Below are 21768 nucleotides of genomic sequence, written 5' to 3' on the forward strand. Positions count from 1 at the left end.
TTATCCATACTGGCCTTAATCAACAAATTCAACCTGTTTCGATACATCATTAAAACAGTGTTTTATGGTTTCTATCGCTGTTTTGGTTTTTGCAGCTAAGCTGTCTCTTGCTGGGGTAACTGCATACACGGTGTAGTTTGGCATGGCCCATTCGGGCGCGATTTCGATGAGTTCTTTTGTTCTTAATAAGTGCCTCACTTCAGGCTCTGGCAACACGCCATAACCGACCCCATCACAGACCAGCGCAATTAAACTTTGCATGTTATTGACGTTTATTTTTGCCTTGGGCAGCGGTTTACTTTCAAGCGTTAGTGGATTAAATGCATTGCTGTCGGCGTATGTATGTGAAATACGGGAGAACTGATGTAAATCATCCCAACTGACTTTTTTAAACTTAGCGATAGGATGATCTCTGTGGGCGCAGAGCTTTAACGGCCAGGTTGCGAGCTTTCGTGCAATCAAATTTGAGTTTGTTAATGGGCCTATTGCAATGGCTAAATCTGCGCCACTTTTTATCATATCGATTGGCTCATCAGTTAAAATTAACTGAATACGTAAATCATCAAACTCGTTTATTAGGCGCTCTAGCGGTTCACTTAAAAGCCCTCCACCAAAACCGACGGGGGCGACTAACTTTAATTCGCCACTGGGTTTACTTTGTAAGTGTTGTAATTGCGTGCTGGCTTGATCTGCAAGTGCCAGCATCTTTAAACAGCTTTGATAATACAAATGACCGGCTTCGGTCAGCGTCAACTCTCGCGGGCTGCGATTAAATAAACTTAACCCGATTTCCTGTTCTAATTGCTTTATATGTTGGCTTACAGCCGATGTCGTCATTGATAACTCAGCAGCAGCACTGCTCATATTGCCTGTTTCAACAGTACGAGAAAATACGCGTAGTGTTTTGATTAGCTTGGAATTCATTGTTCAGGCCTTCTTAATTCAGTTTTAAGAAATCGTAAATTGTTAAAACGGGGACTTCTCATTAATATTGCAAACGCTAATTATTATCATTTATAAACGAAAAGTCACGGAGTATTATTATGACGAGGGTTGTTCCTTCTGTTTTACCTCTCACCGCTGCTGTCTTAGCAGGCCTATCTCATTTTGCATACGCTGATGATAAAAAACAAGACATGGAAGTGATTGTTGTTTCTGCATCTGGGTATGAGCAAATGCTAAAAGAGGCACCTGCAAGTATTAGCGTGATTGATCGTGAGCAGCTAGAAAAGCGCTTTTACCGTGACTTAACAGATGCCATGACCGACGTACCCGGTGTGGTTGTGACCGGTGGTGGTGATAGAAAAGATATCAGTTTGCGTGGTATGGCAAGCCAGTACACTTTGATTTTAATTGATGGCCAACGTCAAACCTCTCGCGAAACTCGTCCAAATAGTGATGGCCCAGGTGTTGAAGGGGCATGGACACCCCCTATTTCAGCCATTGACCGAATTGAAGTTATTCGTGGCCCTATGTCATCACTGTATGGCTCTGATGCCATTGGTGGGGTTATCAATATTATAACCCGTAAAACACCCGAAAAGTGGTATGGCGAACTGCGTTTAGACAGCACCATTCAAGAATCAAGCGAATCTGGCAACATTAATCAAGGTAGCTTTTTTACCGCGGGTGGCTTAATTCCAGAGTTGCTAGGAGTTCAGCTTTCTGGGCAGTTCTCTGAGCGTGATGAAGATGACTTTGTTGCTGGCTTTCGAGGTAAAGAGCAAAGCAATATCAAAGCGAAGTTTATTTTAACGCCATCAGATAATCACGAAATTATGTTTGAGGTGGGCTCGGCAAAACAAAAACTGGATGAAACTTTAGGTAAAACCGTCGCGCCTTTAGCGCAAGGTGAAAGCTGTGGCCGACGGGGGTGTCCTGAGTCGTCAACCACAGAGTACGACCAAGAAACTTATTCGCTTAGCCATAATGGCTTCTACGATTTTGGCTCATCGCGCAGCTATCTAAAATACGATAAGTTTGATAACACCTCGCGTGAAATGTATGTTGAAAATACCGACGCGCAAACAAGCTGGACACTGCCATTTACCAATCATAATGCAAGCGTTGGTGCGGCGTATTTAAAAGAAGAACTGGATGATTATACGAGTAATAGCATCAGTGATTTAACGCATGTGGAAAACGAGCAATGGTCGGTGTTTGCAGAAGATGAATGGTCTGCATCAAAGCAATTTAAACTGACCACTGGGCTTCGTTATGATCATGATGGTAACTTTGCGGGTCACTTTAGTCCGCGTTTATATGGTGTATACAATGCCACTAAGTCGCTGACTGTGAAAGGGGGGATTTCAACAGGCTTTAGAGCACCGAATATTCGCCAATCTACTCCAGCGTGGGGACAGGTAAGCCGTGGTGGTAATATTTATGGTAACCCAGACTTAATCCCTGAAAAGTCCGTAAACTACGAAATGGGGATTTATTATGATATCAGTCGCGATTTATCGCTCTCAAGTACGGTGTTCTACAACGAGTTTAAAGATAAAATTACGCGTATTTCTTGCCCATTAACGCAATGTACAGATGGTCCGAATCAGTTTGGTTCTCTGCCTACAACTTATATCAATGTTGATGAAGCAGTAACACAAGGGTTTGAGCTGTCGGTTTCTTACGATATTACCAGCGAGCTTGATGTGAGTGCTAATTACACCTACACCGATTCTGAGCAAAAAACCGGTGAATACAAAGGCAGTCCACTTAATCAATTACCTAAACACATTTTACAAACCTCACTTAATTGGCGCCCAGTAGATAAACTAGGAACGTGGCTGCGTGTGCATTATCGCGGTGAAGAAAGCCAACCTACGACAGGTCCATCGCAAAGTAGCTTAATTGCGCCAGACTACACTTTGGCAGACATGGGGGGTAACTATGATTTAAGCCGACGAATTACACTTGGCTTTGGTGTGTATAACCTATTCGATAAAGAAATATCAGAGGCAGAGTATGGTTATGTAGAAGATGGTCGTCGCTACTGGTTGTCAGTGGGTGTTAACTTCTAAATGTGATGAGTAATATGAGTGTGGCGTAATTATGCCACACTCATATTTATCGAACGAGGTTGAGTGCATACCTGTGAGAGGTGAGTAACGATATAACTTACAGTGACATTGAAACCCAAAGCATGCACTCTAAAGTTAACGCAACTTATTTCAACTGAAATGCATCAGTTTTAAAATTTTGAGTAGCCAGCTGTTGTTCCAGCATCTGCAATTGTTGCTTGGGCTTCCATTCGCCTTTGAAAACCCAGTCAACAAGGTTGTTTTCTTCTATATTGAGCTGTTTCGGTTGGAAGTTATCATCTAACCAAGCATACGGGGCTTTGTTATTGGCGAAGAAATAACGGGATCCCCAACGATTTGGTTGGTCTCTTTGCTTATCCGCATAGGTTTTTTTAAAGATAGGTTTATCGGCCAAGTTATCAGAAAACTGATTTCCTAATAAATAAAACTGGGCATCATAATGATGTCTGCCAAGCCAAAAGCCTTCTACGCCATTAAATTCACTATTAGCAACAACAAACTTTTGTTCGCTACTCAATTCGCCATCATGCCAAAGAGTCGCGGTTTGTTTTAAGTTGTAAAATTGAGAATGCTCAATGAGGGCGGTACCTCTTGGGCAAACCATATCTGTAGCCCCAGTGAAAGAGCAGTAAGAGTGGTAATAAAGACCCTCTTTTTTGTTCCAAAGACTCACTGTATCAGCACCATAGGCCTGTACGTCACATTGATGAAAGATGATTCGTGATGCGTTTTCAAAGCCGCGGATCGCAAACTGATGTTCAAGTGTGTTATGAATTTTTCCGTAATCATTGATAACGGAGATATTGGCAAGTGTTATGTCACTGCCAGTGATATTAACCACGGCAGCTCCCCAGTCACTGTCATTGTGTTCTCGCCAACTATTCCTCAACTGTGCGTAACGAATGATAGTATTAGCGGCGGATTCACCGACAATACTGAGGTTACTGCGGGTGATAAACAGTTTTTCGTTGTACTCACCAGCTGCAACAGTGATCACCACCTCTTTATAGGGGCTACTCGCATTAATTGCAGCTTGAATGCTGTTATAGGCATGCTTATTATTTTTTTCTACATGCATAAATGTGACAGGCTCGGTACCAATTGCAGGCGTCGCAGCAAAAACACTCTGCACAATAGATATCACAACGAGCAATGATAAAAATAAACGCATACTTGTCTCCTAAAGTGTGCTGTTCAGTATTGAGTTATCTATTGGAACGATGGCCCCTCGTTGTTGAATAACCTGTCCTGCAACGAGATTTCCAGCCTCTGCACAGCTTGCAATGTCATGGTCTAGCAACCAATAACTTAAAAACCCTGCATTAAATGAATCACCTGCTGCAGTGGTATCAACAACATTATCTACCAGTCTGGCATCATACTGATTGACAATACTGTGACTATTTTCACTGTATTGACAGCCCTTTTCACCGGTTTTAATGACCAGCTGCCTTACACCTTGTTGATGCAAGTGCTCACGACATTCTGTGAGGTTGTTAAAGCCCCAAATTTGGGCTTCATCTTCAAATGTCACCAAGGCTAAATCAGCAAGCTGATACATACGGTTGTTGCTCTGTTGGCAATGAGATTGAGATGCCCAAAGCGTTGGCCGGTGGTTACTATCGTAGATAATTTTAACACCATGAACTTTTAGATCAGCCAATACATTAAGTAAAATATTACAATCATCGATGGGCAAAATTGCGAGTGAAATACCCGACAAATAAACTGCATCGACTGCTTTTAACTGGCTAACAATATCAGCAAATTTAGCATGGCGAACGAGGTATTTTGCCGCAGAATCATTGCGCCAATATTGAAAAGTGCGTTCGCCATGGGCGTCAGTTTGGATCATGTATAAACCAGCATGCTTGTTACTGTCAGTTAATACGGTGTCACAGTTAACCTGGTAGTCTTGCCAGCGAGCAATCATTGCTTGGCTTAACGCATCCTCACCCATCACAGTGACGTAATTGACATCAATGCGTTCGCTTGCCAATTTTTTCATGTAAATGGCTGTATTCATGGTATCGCCACCAAAGCTTTGTTGCATTTCGCCAAAAATAGCCCCTGACAACTCCACCATACATTCCCCAATAATGGCAATTTTCTTTTTTGACATTAGAGGGTTACTCCTTTTTTCCAGATGGCTACTTCGCGAATATCATTTACTTCATTACAGGTCGGTTTACCATTCACCACATCCACCAACAAATCGACAAATTCTTGATGAACTTCAGGCATGGATTTGCCATTCACCAGCACACCAGCATCGAAGTCGATCCAGCGGGTTTTCTTTTTCGCAAGCTCTGAATTAGTGGCTATTTTTAAGGTAGGCACAAAACCACCGTAAGGCGTACCTCGCCCGGTAGTAAAGAGCACAATATGACAGCCCGCAGCTGCAAGTGCGCTGGTGGCAATGGGGTCATTGCCGGGGGCGTTGAGTAAATTGAGTCCTGGAGTACTTAATCGTTCACCATAATCAAGCACGGCCTGTACTTTGCTGGTACCTGCTTTTTGAGTACAGCCCAACGATTTGTCTTCTAATGTAGTTATGCCGCCTTTTTTGTTACCCGGAGACGGGTTTTCATAAATGGGTTGGTTATGCGCTTTATAGTAACCTTTAAAATTATTTACCATGCTGACAAGCTGGTTAAAGGTGTCTTCATCTTTACAGCGAGACATTAGTAAGGTTTCTGCACCAAACATTTCGGGTACTTCGGTCAGTACGGTCGTTCCACCTTGAGCAATTAAGTAATCAGAAAAATAACCTAGCATTGGGTTTGCTGTGATACCCGATAAACCATCACTGCCACCACACTCAAGACCAAACTTTACTTCACTCAGCAGACCGGGTTCACGTTTATCATGTTTAATTACATCGTAAATTTGTTCTAGCAGCGCGACACCATCTTCTACTTCGTCATCGGAATGTTGAGATATTAAAAATTTTATTCGATTCTCATCAATATCACCTAACCCCGCTTTAAAGGCGGCAAGCTGATTATTCTCGCATCCTAAACCGACAACTAATGCACCACCGGCATTAGGGTGTAATGCCATATCTTGCAGTAAAATTCTCGTGGTTTCTAAATCGTCACCTAACTGTGAACACCCAAATTGATGAGGAAATATATGAACCCCGTCAATGTCAAGATCGGGGTGATTTCGTAGAAACTCATCTTTCATTTGTTTGATCATACCGTTGACGCAGCCAACCGTTGGAATCAACCAAATTTCGTTACGTATACCAATTTCGCCATTCGCTCTGCGGTATATATTCACGGGGGGTGAGGGCTCAGCAGGAGCTTGACTGACAAATTCAGGCTGATATTGATACTCTAACTCATCATGCAGGGTCGTTCTAATGCTGTGCGTATGAACCCAAGCGCCTTGCTTTATATCTTCAAGAGCAAAGCCGATTGGAGCGCCATATTTTATAACACGGTCATCTTTTGAAATTGGCTTTAACGCAATTTTATGTCCTTTTTCGATGTCGTCTAATGCGGTGAACGAGAAGTCTTCAAACTCAATGTGTTCACCCGCACTAATTGGGCTTAGGGCAATAGCAACATCATCAGTATTATGAAGTCTTAATAACTGTGCCATGATTATAATTCCACTTGTTTTGATAGTGTCTCTTCAACAGAGGTCGTAAGCATGCTGTTAAGCTGTTCTGTTACAAGGTCAGTCAGTCCTGTCAGCTCATTGAGATCCTTATCCCAATGCCACTTAGCGCCAAGCACACTGCTGACAAGCTCTTTCAATGTTATTGCACCATCTTGGTGCTGTTGCCAAATAGATTTGAATAAAGTGATCCACTCAGGACTATCTGAAAGCTCAATGGGTTGACCATTACGCTCGCCGCGGTAAAACAAAATTTGCCCCGCAATTGCTGTCGTAATAAGTGCTGGAACGGTTTTATTATCGACAATATATTGCTCTAACTGTGGCAGTAATCGCGTTTTAAATTTGGTCATACTATTCAGTGATATCGACATAAGTAAATGACAAATATACGGATTTCTAAAGCGATTAAGCACATCATTGGCAAATACCTGCAATTCATCTTTAGGTAAAGATAGTGTTGGAATAATCTCCTCAAAAATCAGTTTACTTACATATTTCTCGATTAATGGTGAGGCGAGCGCTTCGCCCACAGAGTCGATATTTGCCATATAGGCCAAAGGCACCATCGCAGTATGTGCACCGTTTAAAATGGCGACTTTACGTTGTTTGTAAGGGGCTATATCGTCAACAATTTTAATATTGACATCACTGCCTTCTAAACATAAAACGTCAGCTAAATGTTGCGGCCCTTGAATAACAAATAAATGAAAATATTCAGCTGTGACCATGAAGTTGTCGTAGTAGCCAAATTGTTCTTGCAAGTGTTGATGTTCATCACGTGGGAAGCCCGTCACGATGCGGTCAACCAACGATGAGCAAAAATAATTATGCTCGTTAAGCCAGCTAACAAACTCGCTGGGTAAATCCCATAGTTGGCAGTACTTGAGGACAATTTCTTTTAATTTTTCACCATTATAATCAATTAGTTCACAAGGAATGATGATCATGCCGCGATCACTTGCACCGTTAAAGTGATTAAAGCGGTGAAATAACCATTGAGTTAATTTCGCAGGGAAGGCTTTTGCTGGCTTATCAGTGAGTGAGTCTTCGCTAATGTACTCGATGCCTGCTTCGGTTGTATTAGAAAAAATTAACTTCAGATCTTCACTTTCTGCGAGCTGTAAATATTTATCGAATTCTTTATAAATAGGAATTTCTTCGTTTACACAGCTAATAATGCGTTCATTAGATACCGATTCACCTTGCTCATTAATGCCTCGAATAATACTGGTATAGAGACCATCTTGAGTATTAAGTAGCGGTAATGTGTCGTAATCAATTGGTCTAATAATGGCGACACCCGCGTTTAAACCTGTTTGTTCATTTAATTTGTCGATTTGCCAATCCACAAAAGCGCGTAAGAAATTCCCCTCACCGAATTGCATTATAGTCGTCGGGTATTTGTTTTTATTGACGTTTTTTCTATTTAGTGTGTACATACATTTGACCCATTTTTAACCTTAATTGGCGTGTTGATTTTTACATCTTAGACATATTTGCCACCGGTGGCAAATAAAATTTGACAAATTGCCACCGGTAGCGAAGAATGACTATTAACAACTTTGTGAATGTTTTTTACAACTTGTTTATTAAAGTGGTGTTAAAACAGGCATTCAAACTTTTGTATCATCTTATTTGAAGAGGCTGATACAGAGAGTTAACAGATAAAAAGGTTAATTTTATGACAACACAGCTATTCAATTTAAAGGGGAAAACGGCTTTAGTAACAGGCGCGAGCCGTGGCTTAGGAAAGCAAATTGCAATGGGATTAGCCGCTGCTGGGGCTGATGTGATCTGTAGCAGTAGTCGTGAGCATGGTTGCGAAGAAACATGCAGCGAAATAGCTAAAAGCGTATCGAAAACATGGGATATTGCCGCTGATTTGAGCGATGCCAAAAGCGTGTCAGCATTAGCAGAACAGGCGTTGTCGGTTAATGATGGCATCGATATTCTGGTCAATGTGGGTGGCACCATTTTTAGAAGTCCCGCTATCGATTACCCCTACGATGAATGGCAAAAGGTGATAAAGGTTAACCTTGATGCCAGCTTTTTACTTGCTCAGGCATTTGCACCGAAAATGATCGAAAAGGGTCAAGGTAAAATTATCAATATTGCATCCATGCTGTCATACAGTGGCGGAATGACTGTGCCCGCTTACACAGCAAGTAAACATGCTATTGCAGGCGTTACCAAAGCCTTAGCAAATGAATGGGCACAATATAACATTCAGGTTAACGCGATAGCACCTGGGTATTTTAGAACAGATAACACGCAAGCGCTTCAGGATGATCCTGGGCGTAATAGCGAAATAGAAAAACGTATCCCAGCAGGGCGCTGGGGAGAAGCTGAAGATTTAATTGGTACCGCAATCTTTTTATCATCACGAGCCAGTGATTATGTCAATGGACATATTTTGGCAGTTGATGGCGGATGGTTAGCACGTTAGTAGGAAAATAAAACAATGAACACAGAAATTGAATCACGTTACGCAGTAGGCCCAAATGAAGTAAAGGGGTTTGACACTGAGCAATTGAGAAACGAGTTTTTAGTCGACAAATTAATGCAAGCAGACAAAGTGTATTGGCTTTATACCCACTATGAACGTTTTATGGTTGGCAGTGCAGTACCTTTAAATAACGCATTAACGCTTGAAACATTAGATAACTTAAAAGCGGCCCATTTTCTTGATGGTCGCGAATTGGGCATTATCAATGTTGGGGGCAAAGGCAGTATTACAGCGGATGGTGAAACTTACTCATTAGACTATAAAGATGCACTTTACTTAGGTCGGGGTAACAAATCAGTGTCTTTTCGCAGTGATGATGCTAAAAACCCAGCTAAATTTTACTTAAATTCAGCACCTGCGCATCACAGTTACCCAAATAAACACGTTACTAAACAAGATGCTAATGTACTTCATTTAGGAAGTTTAGAGACATCGAATGAGCGTAATATCAACCAAATGCTTATCAATACAGTGGTACAAACGTGTCAACTGCAAATGGGCTTAACTGAACTTAAGCCCGGTAGTGTGTGGAATACCATGCCAGCTCATCAACATGATCGTCGTAACGAAGTGTATTTTTATTTCGAAATACCTCAAGAGCAAGCGGTCTGCCACTTTATGGGTGAGCCAACAGAAACGCGGCATTTATGGATTCATAATGAGCAAGCTGTGGTCTCGCCACCGTGGTCAATCCATTCTGGTGCAGGGACACAGAATTACAGCTTTATCTGGGGGATGGCTGGTGAAAACTTAGATTATGACGACATGGACAAGTATCAACCGCAACAATTGAGATAGTCCACATTTAACAGAACACACAATGAAGAAATAATAATGAATAGAAATCTTCTTTACAGCGTTTTCGTGGTTTTTACGCTTGGTTTTATAACCAGCTGCAGCAATGACAACAAAACCACACGCTTGACGCTTGCCCACACGCTGGATACCCGGCATGTGGTGCATCAAGCGATGGAGTATATGGCAAAACGTTTAGATTACTATTCCAACGGAAGTATGGAAATAGTGATCTATCCCGGTGGTCAATTAGGGTCAGAACGAGAGCTTATCGAGTTGCTACAAATAGGTAGTCTTGCTATTACCAAAGTGTCTGCGAGTCCACTTGAGGGCTTTGTGCCAGAAATGAAGGTGTTTGGTATTCCGTATCTGTTTAATGACAGTGCGCATTTTTGGCGCGTATTAAACAGTCAGTTAGGTCAAGACATGCTTGATAAAGTATCTTCAGCAAGACTCAAAGGGTTAGGTTATTACGATGCAGGCAGCCGAAGCTTTTATACGACCCAAAAACCCATTCACACGCCTGACGATTTAATTGGTCAGAAAATTCGTGTATTAAATAGCCCCACGGCCGTTGCGACGGTACAAGCTCTTGGCGGTGCTGCAGCACCTATTGCGTGGGCTGAGCTGTATTCGGCTCTACAGCAAGGGGTTGTTGACGGCGCTGAAAATAACCCACCCAGTTATTACTTATCTCGCCACTATGAAATTGCGAAGTACTACTCGTTAGATGAACATACCTTTGTGCCTGATGTTATTTTGGCCAGCCAAGAAGTGTGGGAGTCCTTGAGTGAACAACAGCAAACATGGCTAACTAAAGCCATGGCTGATTCTGTTGAATACCAACGTTCACTCTGGCAATCAGCATCGGATGAAGCGCTTAAAGCGGTTATTGAGGCCGGCGTTGAAGTTACCTACCCCGACAAAAAAGCGTTTCAGGATAAAGTCGCCGATTTTCATGCATCATTTGCAGGTACGCCTGTTGAGCAACATATCAAGGCTATCAAAGCGATGGGGGAGGCAAAATGACAAAGCTAAATTCACATCTTAACTCATTGATAGAACGGATTTTGATAGTAGCGATGATCGCCATCGTGGCTGTCGTGACTTGGCAGGTGTTTTCGCGTTTTATTTTGCGTTCGCCAAGTTCATACACAGAAGAGTTAGCACGTTTTTTATTAATGTGGATTGGGGTTTTAGGCGCATCGTACGCATACAGAACTCGCGCCCATTTAGGACTTGATCTGTTCTATCAAAAAATGGTTCCGACACTACGCAGAAAATGCACCTTTATTATTGAATTATCGGTATTGATAACCGCATCTTGCATTTTAGTGTATGGAGGCAGTTTGTTAATGATGCTGAGTTTTGAGCTTGAACAAAGCTCGGCAGCTCTGGGTATTAATATGGGCTTTGTTTATGCTGTATTGCCGTTAAGTGGCCTATTAATTGTATTTAACTGCGTTGAAAATATTGTTAATTGCTTAATGAATGTGATGGAGGAATCATAATGGAAATGACAGCCATAATTCTAATTGTGTGTTTTTTCATCTTACTGTTTATTAATGTCCCTATTTCTATTTGTATCGCATTATCGACACTGATTGCGCTTACGTTACATATGGATTTTACGCCAGCAAGTATTACGATTTCCCAACAGATGATGGGTGGTCTGGATAGCTTTGCCTTGTTAGCCATCCCATTCTTTATTTTGTCTGGTTTAATTATGGGCCAAGGAGGCATAGCCAAGCGTTTAATTGAGTGTGCTATGGCAATGATTGGCTTCTTACCCGGTGGTTTAGCGCTTGTGAATGTAATGTCGTGCATGATGTTTGGTGCTATTTCGGGTTCTGCTGTTGCTGCTACGTCGGCTATCGGTAGTTTTATGGTGCCAGAAATGAAAAAGCACGGTTACAGCGAAAACTTTGCAGCAGCAGTCACAGCAAGTGCGGCAACAACAGGTATGCTAATACCCCCGAGTAATATTCTTATTATTTACGCTATTGCGAGTGGGGGAGTATCGATTGCAGCCTTATTTATTGCGGGTTATTTGCCGGGTATTTTACTCGGTTTAGCACTGATGATGGTGTGTGCAATTTATTCTATTAAGAACAATTACCCTGTGACAGCGCGACTGCCTTTTTCGGTCATGTTCGAAAAGATAATCGCAGCATTGCCCAGTTTATTACTTGTTTTTATTGTGATTGGGGGCATTATTGGTGGTGTTTTTACGGCGACAGAAGCCGGGGCCGTTGCCGTGATTTATGCTCTCGTCCTTGCTGTGTTTGTGTATAAAGAAATTCGTTTAAATGAAATGCCTCAGTTATTACTTAAGGCCTGCGAAACAACCGCCATTGTGATGCTGATTATTGCGGCATCTTCGGCAATGTCGTGGCTTTTGTCCTATACGCATATTCCACAAATGGTCAGTGAATTCTTTTTAACATTAAGTGATAACCCAATAATTATTTTGTTATTAATTAATTTAATTTTGATACTTGTGGGCGCATTCATTGATATGACGCCAGCTGTACTGATATTCACACCGATATTTTTACCGGTGGCAATGCAATTTGGTATGTCTCCTGTTCAGTTTGGTATCATGATTGTTCTCAATTTATCGATAGGATTAGTGTCTCCGCCAGTGGGGAGTGTATTATTTGTAAGTTGTGCAGTTGCAAAAACAGCGATACATAAAATAATAAAACCCATGATGCCACTCTATTTAGTGATGTTTCTGGTACTAATGTTGGTTACGTATGTACCTGCAATTAGTGAATTTTTACCACGCTTATTCGGTTTATTAGATTAAAATCACCAAAGAGGTGCATGTCGCCTCTTTTGTCATTTATAATGTAACGAATTTGTGTACTTTTAATAATTAAAAGCTGAACACTACTGTCGCTAAGTAGTTGACTCTGGAATTTTATATGTCTGTAACAATCAACGATATTGCTCGTTTATCAGGGGTCTCTAAACGCACTGTTTCGAGAGTGATAAACTGCTCACCGGCGGTCGGTAAAGCAACCCGTGAGCGGGTGTTAGAAATTATTAAAGAAACAGGGTTCTCGCCAGATAAGCAAGCGCGCGGTTTGGCGTCGAGTCGTTCTTACTTACTGGGCTTAATCTATGATAACCCCGATGCACTGTATATTGATGAAGTGCAACGTGGCGCATTGAGTGTTTGTGCTGAGCTTGGCTATGAGCTTGTTGTGCACCCTGGATCATCAAAACGCGATGACTTCATTAGTGATTGCCTTAGTTTTATTTCGCGCTCAAAACTAGATGGCGTGATTATTTTACCTCCTGTCTCTGAAAATAAAGCATTGGCAGCAGCGCTTCGAGAAATTAATTGTCCTTATGTTCGTCTTGCGTCAGTTGATTTAGATGATGCAGACAATATTGTTGTGTCTGATGAGCGTGCTGCCATGCGTGATATGGCGACACATTTAGTCGAGTTAGGTCATACAGATATTGGGTTTATTTCGGGCCCTCAACATTACCGCTCGTCGATTGAACGTTTAGCAGGCTTTTTGGCTGAGTTGCAGGTATATAACGTTAAGCTACCAACAGACCGCATAGTTGAAGGTAAAAACAATTATGACAGTGGTTTGGCGTGTGCTGAGCAATTACTTAATACTTTGCCAAGGCCCACTGCAATCGTTGCAAATAACGATGAAATGGCTGCGGCGGTTCTTCGGGTTGCAAACAACTTAAATATTAGAGTGCCCGATGAGCTCTCAGTGGCTGGATTCGACGATAATATTTTGGCATCACGTATTATTCCCTCATTAACAACTATCCGACGGCCAGTGTTTAATATGGCGTGTTTGGCAGTCCAAAAGCTGATCAATAAATCCCGTAATAATCAGGAAAAGTTAGCCTTACAAAAGACAGTGACACCTAACCTCGTTACACGCGAGTCAACGGGAAGGGTCAACGGCTAATTGTTTATTAATAAACTCACTGATTAATTCAACCGTGTTATTTTGCCAAGGGTGAAATAGCCAAAAGCAATGGGGAGCCTCTTTAAACACATGCTCCTTGTTTGTAATGCCACGCTCAGTTAATTGTTCTTGAACTGCTTTTTTTCCTGCATAAAATCGCGCAAAGCCACCGTTGATAAATAAAGTCGCAGGGCTTGTGTTTGAGATGTAATTAATTGGGGATGCATGTTGCCAAATTGCAGGGACTTCTTCATAACGACCTCCTAGCCACTTACTGGCAGATGTAACCGCCTTATTTTTATCATTCTCGTAGCGCAGTGCCAAAGGGGTAGTGAAATCAGACAGGCCATCAATGTTGATTAACACGCGCGCATTCACTGCCAATGAGGCACTTTGATTCAATAACTTGCCATGACTATAAGCCAGTAGGGCAGCTATTTGCCCGCCTGCTGAACTGCCTGCAAGGGTCAGTTTTTCAGCATTTAAGTGAAAGCGTGAAGCGTTACTTTTTAACCACTGTGTTGCTAGTGCAATATCATGAATCGATGCAGGGTATTGCGCCTCATCCGAAAGTGTATAAGCAGGGGTTGCCACAACAAAGCCCTTAGCGGCAAGTTTTGCTGCGAGGGTTTGTAAAATGGCCGGCGAACCCGAACCCCATCCTCCACCATGCACCAATACAATCAGTGGTAATACAGTGTTGTTATTAGGTCGAATAATAGTGATTGACTGGGAGCGCAATTTACCTGGGTACGTATGTTGTTCGACGTTTAAATTACTGATTGGGCTGTCATCTGGTAGATGCAACTCGCTGTAGCGTGGTTTTAACTTTTTATATGTGTTTTCAAGAGTATAAGACGCACTATGAACGTGGTTTGATATTCCACTTAATAGAAAAGCGATAAGGGGGAGTGTGTGTTTCATTTATCAGCTACCTTAGAAAAGCGAATATAATCGTAATGTACAGAGTGAGAATTGCGACTGACCAACTTATTGACATTGAATAAGCCCACTTTGGCACCAACCCAACGGCCTTTTTTGGCACTAAAATGCTCTCCGATGGCCCGATATGGTGAGGCTTCTGACGTTTTATAACTAAATACCGCATGAGCGCCAGGTTGCACCAGTAATCTTAAATACATTGTCTCAGTGGTGACCTCTGTAATGATTGTTTTATGTTCTGTACATCCTTTTCGTGCTCCTTTGCATTGGCTATAAACAAGGTGGAGTGCGCCTTCATCTGAACGCGATATACCGATCCACGCATAGTCTTCGCCAAACAATAAAAGACCGCTGTCGCCCTGGTAAGTTTCTGGATTAAAGACTAATTTTGTTTCAACGAAAAAGCGCTCTGCCGGTAGTTTTTGCAATAACAGCGAAGGAGTAAGCCACAAACTGTCTGCTACTTTTTGCTGTTGGGATAGTGTTAAATAGCCAGCACTGTCAGTTAAAGAAAACCAGTGTGGCTGTGGATTTGCGTTCCATTGCCATTGTAAACCAAGTTGCTCAGCATTAAATTCATCGCTGTTGGGTATTTGAGTGCTTAAGAACCGTTTAGCTTTGGGTTTTCGATACTTTAAAACCGGCTCGCCGATGCCATCTTTATCGGGATCTCGGCCAATCACGGGCCAATCATTAAGCCATTGAAGCGGTTGTAAATGCACGATACGGCCGTAGGCATTTTTAGATTGAAAATGAACAAACCAATCTTGGCCATATGGCGTGTTGATCCAACTTCCTTGGTGTGGGCCGTTGGTTAGCGAGTTTCCTTGTGCCATTACAATTTTGTCTTCATACGGGCCTAGTATGTGTTTACTTCTAAAAACTGACTGCCAACCTAAATCGACTCCGCCAGCAGGAGCAAAAATGTAATAAAAGCCATTACGCTTGTAAAACTTAGGACCTTCTAAGGTACGATATGAGGGCAGGGTATTGCCATCGACGATATGCTGGTATTCGTCACTTACCCAACTGGCGTCAGCACTCATTTCACGAATTGAGAGAACATTGTTAAATCCGGCCCTGCTTTTTGCCCACGCATGGAGCAAGTAAGCTTTGCCATCATCGTCCCATAAGGGTGTAGGGTCGATAATTCCTTTCCCTTTTAGAATTAATGTGGGTGTTGACCATGCTTTAGCGGGGTCTTTGGCTGTAATAACATAGATCCCAAAATCTGGGTCAGGATAAAAAATCCAAAATAAGCCATTATGATAACGAATATTGGGTGCCCAAACGCCATTACCATGTTGTGGCGTGTTGTAGTGCTCACGCGGTTGTTGAATAGGGAGTGCGTAATTTATGAGTTGCCAGTTAACTAAGTCGTTTGAATGTAAAATAGGCAACCCCGGCGCAGAGTTAAAACTTGATGCCGTCATGTAATAATCATCACCCAGGGCAACGATATCAGGATCTGAAAAGTCAGCATGAATGATAGGGTTTTGGTAATACCCATTTTCTAAATCTGCCTGCCAAATGAGCGGCGTGTTATTTTTTTCAGTGGGGAACTCTATCAGTTCAATAGCCGGTAAAGTAAAACTGACAAAAAAAAGGGTATTTATTAAGACATAAATTGCTTTCACTTGATTTCCTTATCTGCCTAATAAAAGACTCGCTAAAATAAAAGGCCCAACTGCTTTAGGGTCATTATCTCGGATATTTTCGCTTAAGTAATAATCATAGCTACCATCACGATATGGCTTGCCGCCAAGCCCTGCGACTTCACAGGCTGATGTGATTGAAATACGTTTTGTTTTTTTGTCGACAGCGATGAATTCATCGATTAATCCAGCATAACTTTGCTCTGCGTACACTAAGTAGTAGGCAGGTAAGGCGTTATCTAATACTCCTTTGATGATTGCGTAGGTAAACATGCTGCTTCCAGAGGATTCAGGATAATTACCGGCTTCATCGCCTTTATCTGTGACTTGATACCAAGTTCCAGTGTCATTTTGATAATGTAATAAGCGATCGATTAAGTGTTTAAAGCGGCGAGATAACCATGCTTTTTCAGGATAATCATCTGGCAATTGCGCTAACACATCAACCATCGCCATGGCATACCAACCTATTGAACGTGACCAGTGATTTGCTGATTGTCCTGTGATTGGGTCAGCCCATTTTTGACTCTTTGACTCATCCCAGCCGTGAACAGGGAGTTGGGTATCAGGTCGGTATAAATGCTTTTCAATAAGTTGGAATTGCTTGATAACATCGCTAAATTGCTCTTTTTGACCATAACGACGAATGTACTCAGCGTAGAATGGTGCGCCCATGTATAAACCGTCGAGCCACATTTGTGAGGTGTAGCGTTTTTTATGCCAAAATCCCCCCTCTGTAGTGCGGGGATGCTTTTCTAATTGCTTTACTAGTGTGTCGATGGCGAGTCGATATTTTTTGTTGCCTGTTTCGTCATACATGAAAAACAATAACTTACCAGCATTGAGCATATCAATGTTGTATTTACTCTGTTGATAAGTCTTAATCGTGCCATCGTCCATAACGAGGCTATCAACATACTCTTTTATGTAATTGAAATAGCGTGTATCGCCTGTTTTTTGATAAAGCTTAGCAAATGCCATAAGTTCTAAGCCATGGGTATAGTCCCAGCGAGCAGCAGTGCGCCAGTCAATCAAATAGGCATGCGGATGACGTTGCATTTCTGATTCAGCCATCCATATCGACCACCTAATAGGGGGTTTTTTAACATTGCTTGCAATGCTGTTTACTGACCAAAAAACGCTTAAAATACAGGTTAATAAAATCGATAAATAGCGAAATGTTTGCATGATTATTTACTTTTCTGACGAAGCAATTTTACCATTTCTGTGCCAGCTAAAATATACGCCGCGTTGCCTTTAGGGTCGTTTGCAACAACAGGTTCACTCATGTAGTAGTCATAGCTCCCATCACGGCCAAAGCCAAGCCCCGCTACATAACATTGGTTAGTCATAGACACAGTGCCATCTTGGTGCAATAAGGTAAATTCGTTTAATAATCCCTGGTAGGCCTTATATACAGTCGCAAGGTAATCGGTGCTTAAGTAGCCCTTATTTATTGCTTTTGCATAGAAGTAGGTAAACATCGCCGTTGCTGATGACTCTCTATAATTACCTATCGCATTGGGTTTATCCATTACCTGCCACCAAGTGCCGGTTGCTGGGTCTTGCGTTTTTTCTAGACTGTCGGCAATTTCTTGCACCATGGTAAGTAAGTGTTTTCGTTGCTGACTATTTTGTTCAGGAATATAATCAAGTACATCGACAACGGCCATCGCAAGCCAGCCCATTCCGCGAGCCCATACCTCGTGTGAAAGCCCCGTTGATTTATTAGCCCATGCCTGTTGTTTAAGCTCATCCCAGCCGTGATAGTAAAGCCCTGTTTGTGTATCTTTTAAAAACTCGCGGGTTAAGTTAAATTCGTTCACCACTTCGGCAAAGGTTTCTTGTTGTTGGTGACCCGATTCAAATAAGGCTGCGTACTCAGCTAAAAAAGGCATACCCATATACACACCATCAAGCCATACTTGGCCTTGGTATTTTTTCTTATGCCAAAATGCCCCTGTCGACGTGCGAGGGTGTTTATGTAATTGCTCTCTTAACGCATGAATTGCTTTTAGATACTTTTGTTCATTTGTTTGCTGGTATAGCGTAATTAAATTGCGACCAGGCGGAATATTATCAATATTAAAATTGCTTTGTTTATAGGCTGAAATAAGGCCATCTTCAGAAATAAAGCTTCCGGTCACTTTTTCAATTACTTGTTTATATTCCGCATTATCTGTGAGTTCACCAAGTGTGTAATAAGCATACGGTTGAATACCAATAATGTCATATTCAAACTTTGGAGATCGCTTACGGTTAACATCCCATCCATCGTAGTGGTAGCCTAGCGTTTTACGCGCCAGTTCAGAATCTGCGAATGCTTGTGTCCACTTAAGTACAGACTCTGCGGAGATAGACGCTTGCATTGCATTCTGTGTCAACGATGTTTTGAGCTGAATTCGAGGCTTAATGGTCAGCTTTTGCGCTTGTTGTTTAATATAATGCTCAAATTGTTCTACGGTATTAATACCGCTTTGTGCTTGCCATAAAGATGCAAAATAATAGTGAACTTGCTGACTGCCTTGCTGGCCTTTTGGCGTTAATTCTACTAAGTAGTTTTTATCATCTTGGCGTACTGTTTTTACATCCCCTTTTTTGAAAAAAACCACCATGCCTAGCGCCTTACCGTCGAGACTTTGTTTGCCCCAACTAGCAATATACCCATAGCCATAATTGCTCATGCTTTGTAAATCGGCTTTTAAAAAGGTTGTATCGGGATGTTTTACAAGGCCTGCGGTGATGTTATCAAGTGGTTTGTCGAGTTTTAAGGTGACTTCTGCCAGTGGAGAACCCGCTTGCATACTGATAAATGCACTGAGGTCTTGTTGCTGTACGCTGTTTTGCCAGCCATGGTAATCAAGTTGAATTTGGGCGAATAGATCGCCATTCGCAGTGATGCTTGCAGTACGAGTATCTACTTTGCTGACATGTTCAAGCTTACCTTTCTCATTGGTATAGGCAAAACCACCTGCACCTAGCGATCCTCCTACTTTTAATAAGTCCATTCCCCAATCTTGCAGCGAATGATACGACTTATAACCATCTAAACCAACGTTGTGCAATACGGGTTCTGGAGTCAGTTTTCCGAAGATATCAAAACCATTACGCCAATCGAGGTAAATGCGATAACCGACCTTATCTGATTCGATCCCCGGTCCTTCATAGCGGATCCAGTTTGAATGGTCTGTGTAATATTCAGGAGGGGTTATGGATTGAACATTTTTAAACTGGCCACCGACATATTCTTTCATTCCAGCATTTTGTTGGTGTTTTGGTGGGCGAGTATGAGGTACCCATTCACCACCCACTTTATGAGCTAAATCTGCTTGTACACGCTTTTTGGAAGGTGCGAGACGTGTTGTTGAGATTATCTCTGCGTGTATATTTTCACCTTTAGAAAGATCAGTAACGAACAAAATACCATCGTTCTTTCCATCCAAATCTTTATCAATCGCTTGATTGGCAACTTGATTATCGCCGATATTTACCGCAAGCGTTGTATTAGGTGCTACACCTAAGTCGTAGTAGCTTAAATAAAGAGCTTCATCTTCGCGATTAAACGGACTGGGATTAGCAATATCAACAGTGGCAACAGAACCTGTCTGTGCTTCTTTTATGCTGTGATGCTGGGGTTGTTCTGCTTGTTGGCAAGCGGTAACAGACAAAGCAGCGAAAGTAATCATTGATGTGTGTATCAGGTGACGTGAGGGTAAATGTTTCATTGTTGTTCTCCCCTGAAAAGGCCAAAGCATAGCTTTGGCCTAAGTGTTTTTATTATAAGTTGTATGCTTTTTTCACTAAACCATAGGTTAACTGATAAGCGAGTTCATGTGCTGACTCAATACTAATTTGGTGATTAGCAACAAGTTCAGCTAAATAGCGACAATCCACACGACGCGCGACATCGTGGCGGGCCGGAATAGATAAAAATGCACGCGTATCATCATTAAAACCAACAGTATTATAGAAGCCCGCTGTTTCAGTGGTTTGTTGACGAAAACGCAGCATACCAGCCGGACTATCATGGAACCACCATGCAGGCCCTAGTTTTAGGCTAGGGTAGTGGCCTGCAAGTGGCGCAAGCTCGCGGCTATAGGTGGTTTCATCGAGAGTGAATAAGATGATTTTTAACTTTGGATGATTACCGTATTTACTCAATAGTGGTTTAAGCGCGTTTACATATTCTGTTTGGCTTGGGATATCTGCCCCTTTATCACGACCGAATTGATTGAAAATCGGTTGGTTATGGTTGCGGTGTGCACCTGGGTGGATTTGCATTACTAAACCATCCTCGATACTCATGCCTGCAAGCTCGGTCAGCATTTGTCCACGAAACAGCTCTTGTTCTTGCTCATTTGCGTGACCAGTTCGGCATTTTTCGAATAATGCTTCACATTCACTCAGTGACAAGTCGGCAGTTATTGCACTGGGGTGCCCATGGTCAGTGGCTGTTGCGCGACCTTCTTTTTTAAAGTACTCACGGCGAATACGTATAGCGTCTAAATACCCTTGCCATGTTGTGGTATCTTGCTCGGTTAGCTCCCCTAGTTTTGCGACATTATCGATAAAGTCTTCGCGACTTGCATCAACTACATCATCTGGTCTAAACGTTGTAATAACTCGCTTTGCCATGTTTGTGCCAGCCATGCCACGATGATGTTCGAGCGAGTCTAGCGCACCTTCTGTGGTTGCAATTAGCTCAATATTGAAACGGTCCATTAGCGCATGCGGTTTATAGGCATCAGTCGCCAGCTCTGCGGTGATTTTGTCATAATAGTCTTGCGCATTTTCTGAATTTAATTTTTCAGTAAAACCAAAAACATCGCTAAATACAGCGTCTAGCCAATAGCCACTGGGTGTGCCTGCGAACAAGTAATAATTGTCCGCAAAAATTTGCCATGCTTTTTTTGGATCTACGCTTTTAGAACGTGCCATATCACCTTCTAAGCCATGCTCAGGAATTCCTAACGTTGTTAAGTCGATGCCTTGGCTGTAGAGCATTCTAAACACATAGTGATCTGGTTTTATGAAAAGCTCAGTAGCGTTACCAAAATGAGGGTTTTCATTAAACCATTTAGGGTCTGTGTGGCCATGAGGGCTTACAATAGGGAGATCTTTAATTTCATTGTAAAGTTCACGGGCAATGCTTACGACAGCGGGATCGCTTGAAAATAGGCGATCAGGATGTAGTTTAAGAGACTGTGATTGACGAGTCATAGTGTTTCCTTTATTCATTTACTTATTAGCCA

At 42.1% G+C, this 21768-nt stretch carries 17 protein-coding genes; 7 read left to right on the forward strand and 10 right to left on the reverse strand.

Translation table 11 applies throughout. The annotated features are described in order from the left end of the window. Nucleotides 1–15 precede the first annotated feature (15 nt). On the reverse strand, nt 16–924 hold the full coding sequence (locus H3302_RS18335; RefSeq protein WP_036972294.1) for a LysR family transcriptional regulator: 909 nt from the start codon (nt 922–924) through the stop codon (nt 16–18). 119 nt (nt 925–1043) lie between these two features. Between H3302_RS18335 and H3302_RS18340 the strand changes: the two genes are divergently transcribed. After that, complete coding sequence (locus tag H3302_RS18340) at nt 1044–3020, forward strand: ligand-gated channel protein (protein WP_065978963.1); 1977 nt, start codon at nt 1044–1046, stop codon at nt 3018–3020. Between the two features lie 145 nt (nt 3021–3165). On the opposite strand, the gene H3302_RS18345 is transcribed toward H3302_RS18340, so the two are convergent. The 4 genes from H3302_RS18345 to H3302_RS18360 are packed head-to-tail and all read right to left on the reverse strand — an operon-like array spanning nt 3166 to nt 8110. Next, entirely contained in the window at nt 3166–4212 is a 1047-nt protein-coding gene (locus tag H3302_RS18345; protein ID WP_182396465.1) for a pectinesterase family protein, read from the reverse strand. A 9-nt stretch (nt 4213–4221) separates the two neighbouring features. Further along, on the reverse strand, nt 4222–5163 hold the full coding sequence (locus H3302_RS18350; RefSeq protein ID WP_182396466.1) for a sugar kinase: 942 nt from the start codon (nt 5161–5163) through the stop codon (nt 4222–4224). Continuing rightward, nucleotides 5163–6650: a UxaA family hydrolase gene (locus tag H3302_RS18355; RefSeq protein ID WP_182396467.1), complete on the reverse strand. Its 1488-nt coding sequence runs from the start codon at nt 6648–6650 to the stop codon at nt 5163–5165. Before H3302_RS18355 ends, H3302_RS18350 begins: the two co-directional genes overlap by 1 nt. Before the next feature lie 2 nt (nt 6651–6652). Continuing rightward, nucleotides 6653–8110 carry a tagaturonate reductase gene (locus tag H3302_RS18360; RefSeq protein ID WP_182396468.1) on the reverse strand — a complete coding sequence of 486 codons (1458 nt, stop codon included), beginning with the start codon at nt 8108–8110 and terminating at the stop codon, nt 6653–6655. A 242-nt stretch (nt 8111–8352) separates the two neighbouring features. Here H3302_RS18360 and kduD point away from each other — a divergent pair, with 242 nt between their 5' ends. The 6 genes from kduD to H3302_RS18390 all read left to right on the forward strand — a co-directional run bounded on the left by kduD (nt 8353) and on the right by H3302_RS18390 (nt 13919). Then, nucleotides 8353–9117 carry a 2-dehydro-3-deoxy-D-gluconate 5-dehydrogenase KduD gene (gene kduD, locus H3302_RS18365; RefSeq protein WP_182396469.1) on the forward strand — a complete coding sequence of 255 codons (765 nt, stop codon included), beginning with the start codon at nt 8353–8355 and terminating at the stop codon, nt 9115–9117. A gap of 15 nt (nt 9118–9132) precedes the next feature. Further along, nucleotides 9133–9975, forward strand: a complete 843-nt coding sequence (kduI, locus tag H3302_RS18370; protein ID WP_036972286.1) for a 5-dehydro-4-deoxy-D-glucuronate isomerase — start codon at nt 9133–9135, stop codon at nt 9973–9975. A 36-nt stretch (nt 9976–10011) separates the two neighbouring features. Further along, nucleotides 10012–11001 carry a TRAP transporter substrate-binding protein gene (locus H3302_RS18375; RefSeq protein ID WP_074988727.1) on the forward strand — a complete coding sequence of 330 codons (990 nt, stop codon included), beginning with the start codon at nt 10012–10014 and terminating at the stop codon, nt 10999–11001. Next, nucleotides 10998–11483, forward strand: a complete 486-nt coding sequence (locus H3302_RS18380) for a TRAP transporter small permease (RefSeq protein WP_036972283.1) — start codon at nt 10998–11000, stop codon at nt 11481–11483. Before H3302_RS18375 ends, H3302_RS18380 begins: the two co-directional genes overlap by 4 nt. Next, a complete protein-coding gene (locus H3302_RS18385; protein WP_036972281.1) occupies nt 11483–12784 on the forward strand; it encodes a TRAP transporter large permease in 1302 nt (433 codons plus the stop codon). The genes H3302_RS18380 and H3302_RS18385 overlap by 1 nt, the downstream gene beginning before the upstream one ends. Before the next feature lie 118 nt (nt 12785–12902). After that, the gene (locus tag H3302_RS18390; RefSeq protein ID WP_036972278.1) at nt 12903–13919 is read left to right on the forward strand and encodes a LacI family DNA-binding transcriptional regulator; all 1017 of its coding nucleotides are present in this window, start codon (nt 12903–12905) and stop codon (nt 13917–13919) included. Here H3302_RS18390 and H3302_RS18395 read toward each other — a convergent pair. From H3302_RS18395 to uxaC, 5 genes are all read right to left on the reverse strand, one after another. Beyond that, complete coding sequence (locus tag H3302_RS18395) at nt 13896–14843, reverse strand: alpha/beta hydrolase (protein WP_081759757.1); 948 nt, start codon at nt 14841–14843, stop codon at nt 13896–13898. The genes H3302_RS18390 and H3302_RS18395 overlap by 24 nt on opposite strands. Beyond that, on the reverse strand, nt 14840–16498 hold the full coding sequence (locus H3302_RS18400) for a glycoside hydrolase 43 family protein (protein WP_182396470.1): 1659 nt from the start codon (nt 16496–16498) through the stop codon (nt 14840–14842). The genes H3302_RS18395 and H3302_RS18400 overlap by 4 nt, the downstream gene beginning before the upstream one ends. A 9-nt stretch (nt 16499–16507) precedes the next feature. Continuing rightward, a complete protein-coding gene (locus H3302_RS18405) occupies nt 16508–17590 on the reverse strand; it encodes a glycoside hydrolase family 105 protein (protein ID WP_227006884.1) in 1083 nt (360 codons plus the stop codon). Between the two features lie 116 nt (nt 17591–17706). Next, a complete protein-coding gene (locus H3302_RS18410; protein WP_182396471.1) occupies nt 17707–20241 on the reverse strand; it encodes a glycoside hydrolase family 88 protein in 2535 nt (844 codons plus the stop codon). 52 nt (nt 20242–20293) lie between these two features. Next, on the reverse strand, nt 20294–21736 hold the full coding sequence (gene uxaC / locus H3302_RS18415) for a glucuronate isomerase (protein WP_182396472.1): 1443 nt from the start codon (nt 21734–21736) through the stop codon (nt 20294–20296). Between the last annotated feature and the right edge of the window lie 32 nt (nt 21737–21768).

The sequence above is a fragment of the Pseudoalteromonas sp. MT33b genome (assembly GCF_014117385.1).
Classification (GTDB): domain Bacteria; phylum Pseudomonadota; class Gammaproteobacteria; order Enterobacterales; family Alteromonadaceae; genus Pseudoalteromonas; species Pseudoalteromonas lipolytica.

Excerpts from the sequence above, each read along its gene's own strand:
- H3302_RS18335 (WP_036972294.1), bottom strand. The coding sequence starts at position 924 with ATGAATTCCAAGCTAATCAAAACACTACGCGTATTTTCTCGTACTGTT.
- H3302_RS18340 (WP_065978963.1), top strand. The coding sequence starts at position 1,044 with ATGACGAGGGTTGTTCCTTCTGTTTTACCTCTCACCGCTGCTGTCTTA.
- H3302_RS18345 (WP_182396465.1), bottom strand. The coding sequence starts at position 4,212 with ATGCGTTTATTTTTATCATTGCTCGTTGTGATATCTATTGTGCAGAGT.
- H3302_RS18350 (WP_182396466.1), bottom strand. The coding sequence starts at position 5,163 with ATGTCAAAAAAGAAAATTGCCATTATTGGGGAATGTATGGTGGAGTTG.
- H3302_RS18355 (WP_182396467.1), bottom strand. The coding sequence starts at position 6,650 with ATGGCACAGTTATTAAGACTTCATAATACTGATGATGTTGCTATTGCC.
- H3302_RS18360 (WP_182396468.1), bottom strand. The coding sequence starts at position 8,110 with ATGTACACACTAAATAGAAAAAACGTCAATAAAAACAAATACCCGACG.
- kduD (WP_182396469.1), top strand. The coding sequence starts at position 8,353 with ATGACAACACAGCTATTCAATTTAAAGGGGAAAACGGCTTTAGTAACA.
- kduI (WP_036972286.1), top strand. The coding sequence starts at position 9,133 with ATGAACACAGAAATTGAATCACGTTACGCAGTAGGCCCAAATGAAGTA.
- H3302_RS18375 (WP_074988727.1), top strand. The coding sequence starts at position 10,012 with ATGAATAGAAATCTTCTTTACAGCGTTTTCGTGGTTTTTACGCTTGGT.
- H3302_RS18380 (WP_036972283.1), top strand. The coding sequence starts at position 10,998 with ATGACAAAGCTAAATTCACATCTTAACTCATTGATAGAACGGATTTTG.
- H3302_RS18385 (WP_036972281.1), top strand. The coding sequence starts at position 11,483 with ATGGAAATGACAGCCATAATTCTAATTGTGTGTTTTTTCATCTTACTG.
- H3302_RS18390 (WP_036972278.1), top strand. The coding sequence starts at position 12,903 with ATGTCTGTAACAATCAACGATATTGCTCGTTTATCAGGGGTCTCTAAA.
- H3302_RS18395 (WP_081759757.1), bottom strand. The coding sequence starts at position 14,843 with ATGAAACACACACTCCCCCTTATCGCTTTTCTATTAAGTGGAATATCA.
- H3302_RS18405 (WP_227006884.1), bottom strand. The coding sequence starts at position 17,590 with ATGGCTGAATCAGAAATGCAACGTCATCCGCATGCCTATTTGATTGAC.
- H3302_RS18410 (WP_182396471.1), bottom strand. The coding sequence starts at position 20,241 with ATGAAACATTTACCCTCACGTCACCTGATACACACATCAATGATTACT.
- uxaC (WP_182396472.1), bottom strand. The coding sequence starts at position 21,736 with ATGACTCGTCAATCACAGTCTCTTAAACTACATCCTGATCGCCTATTT.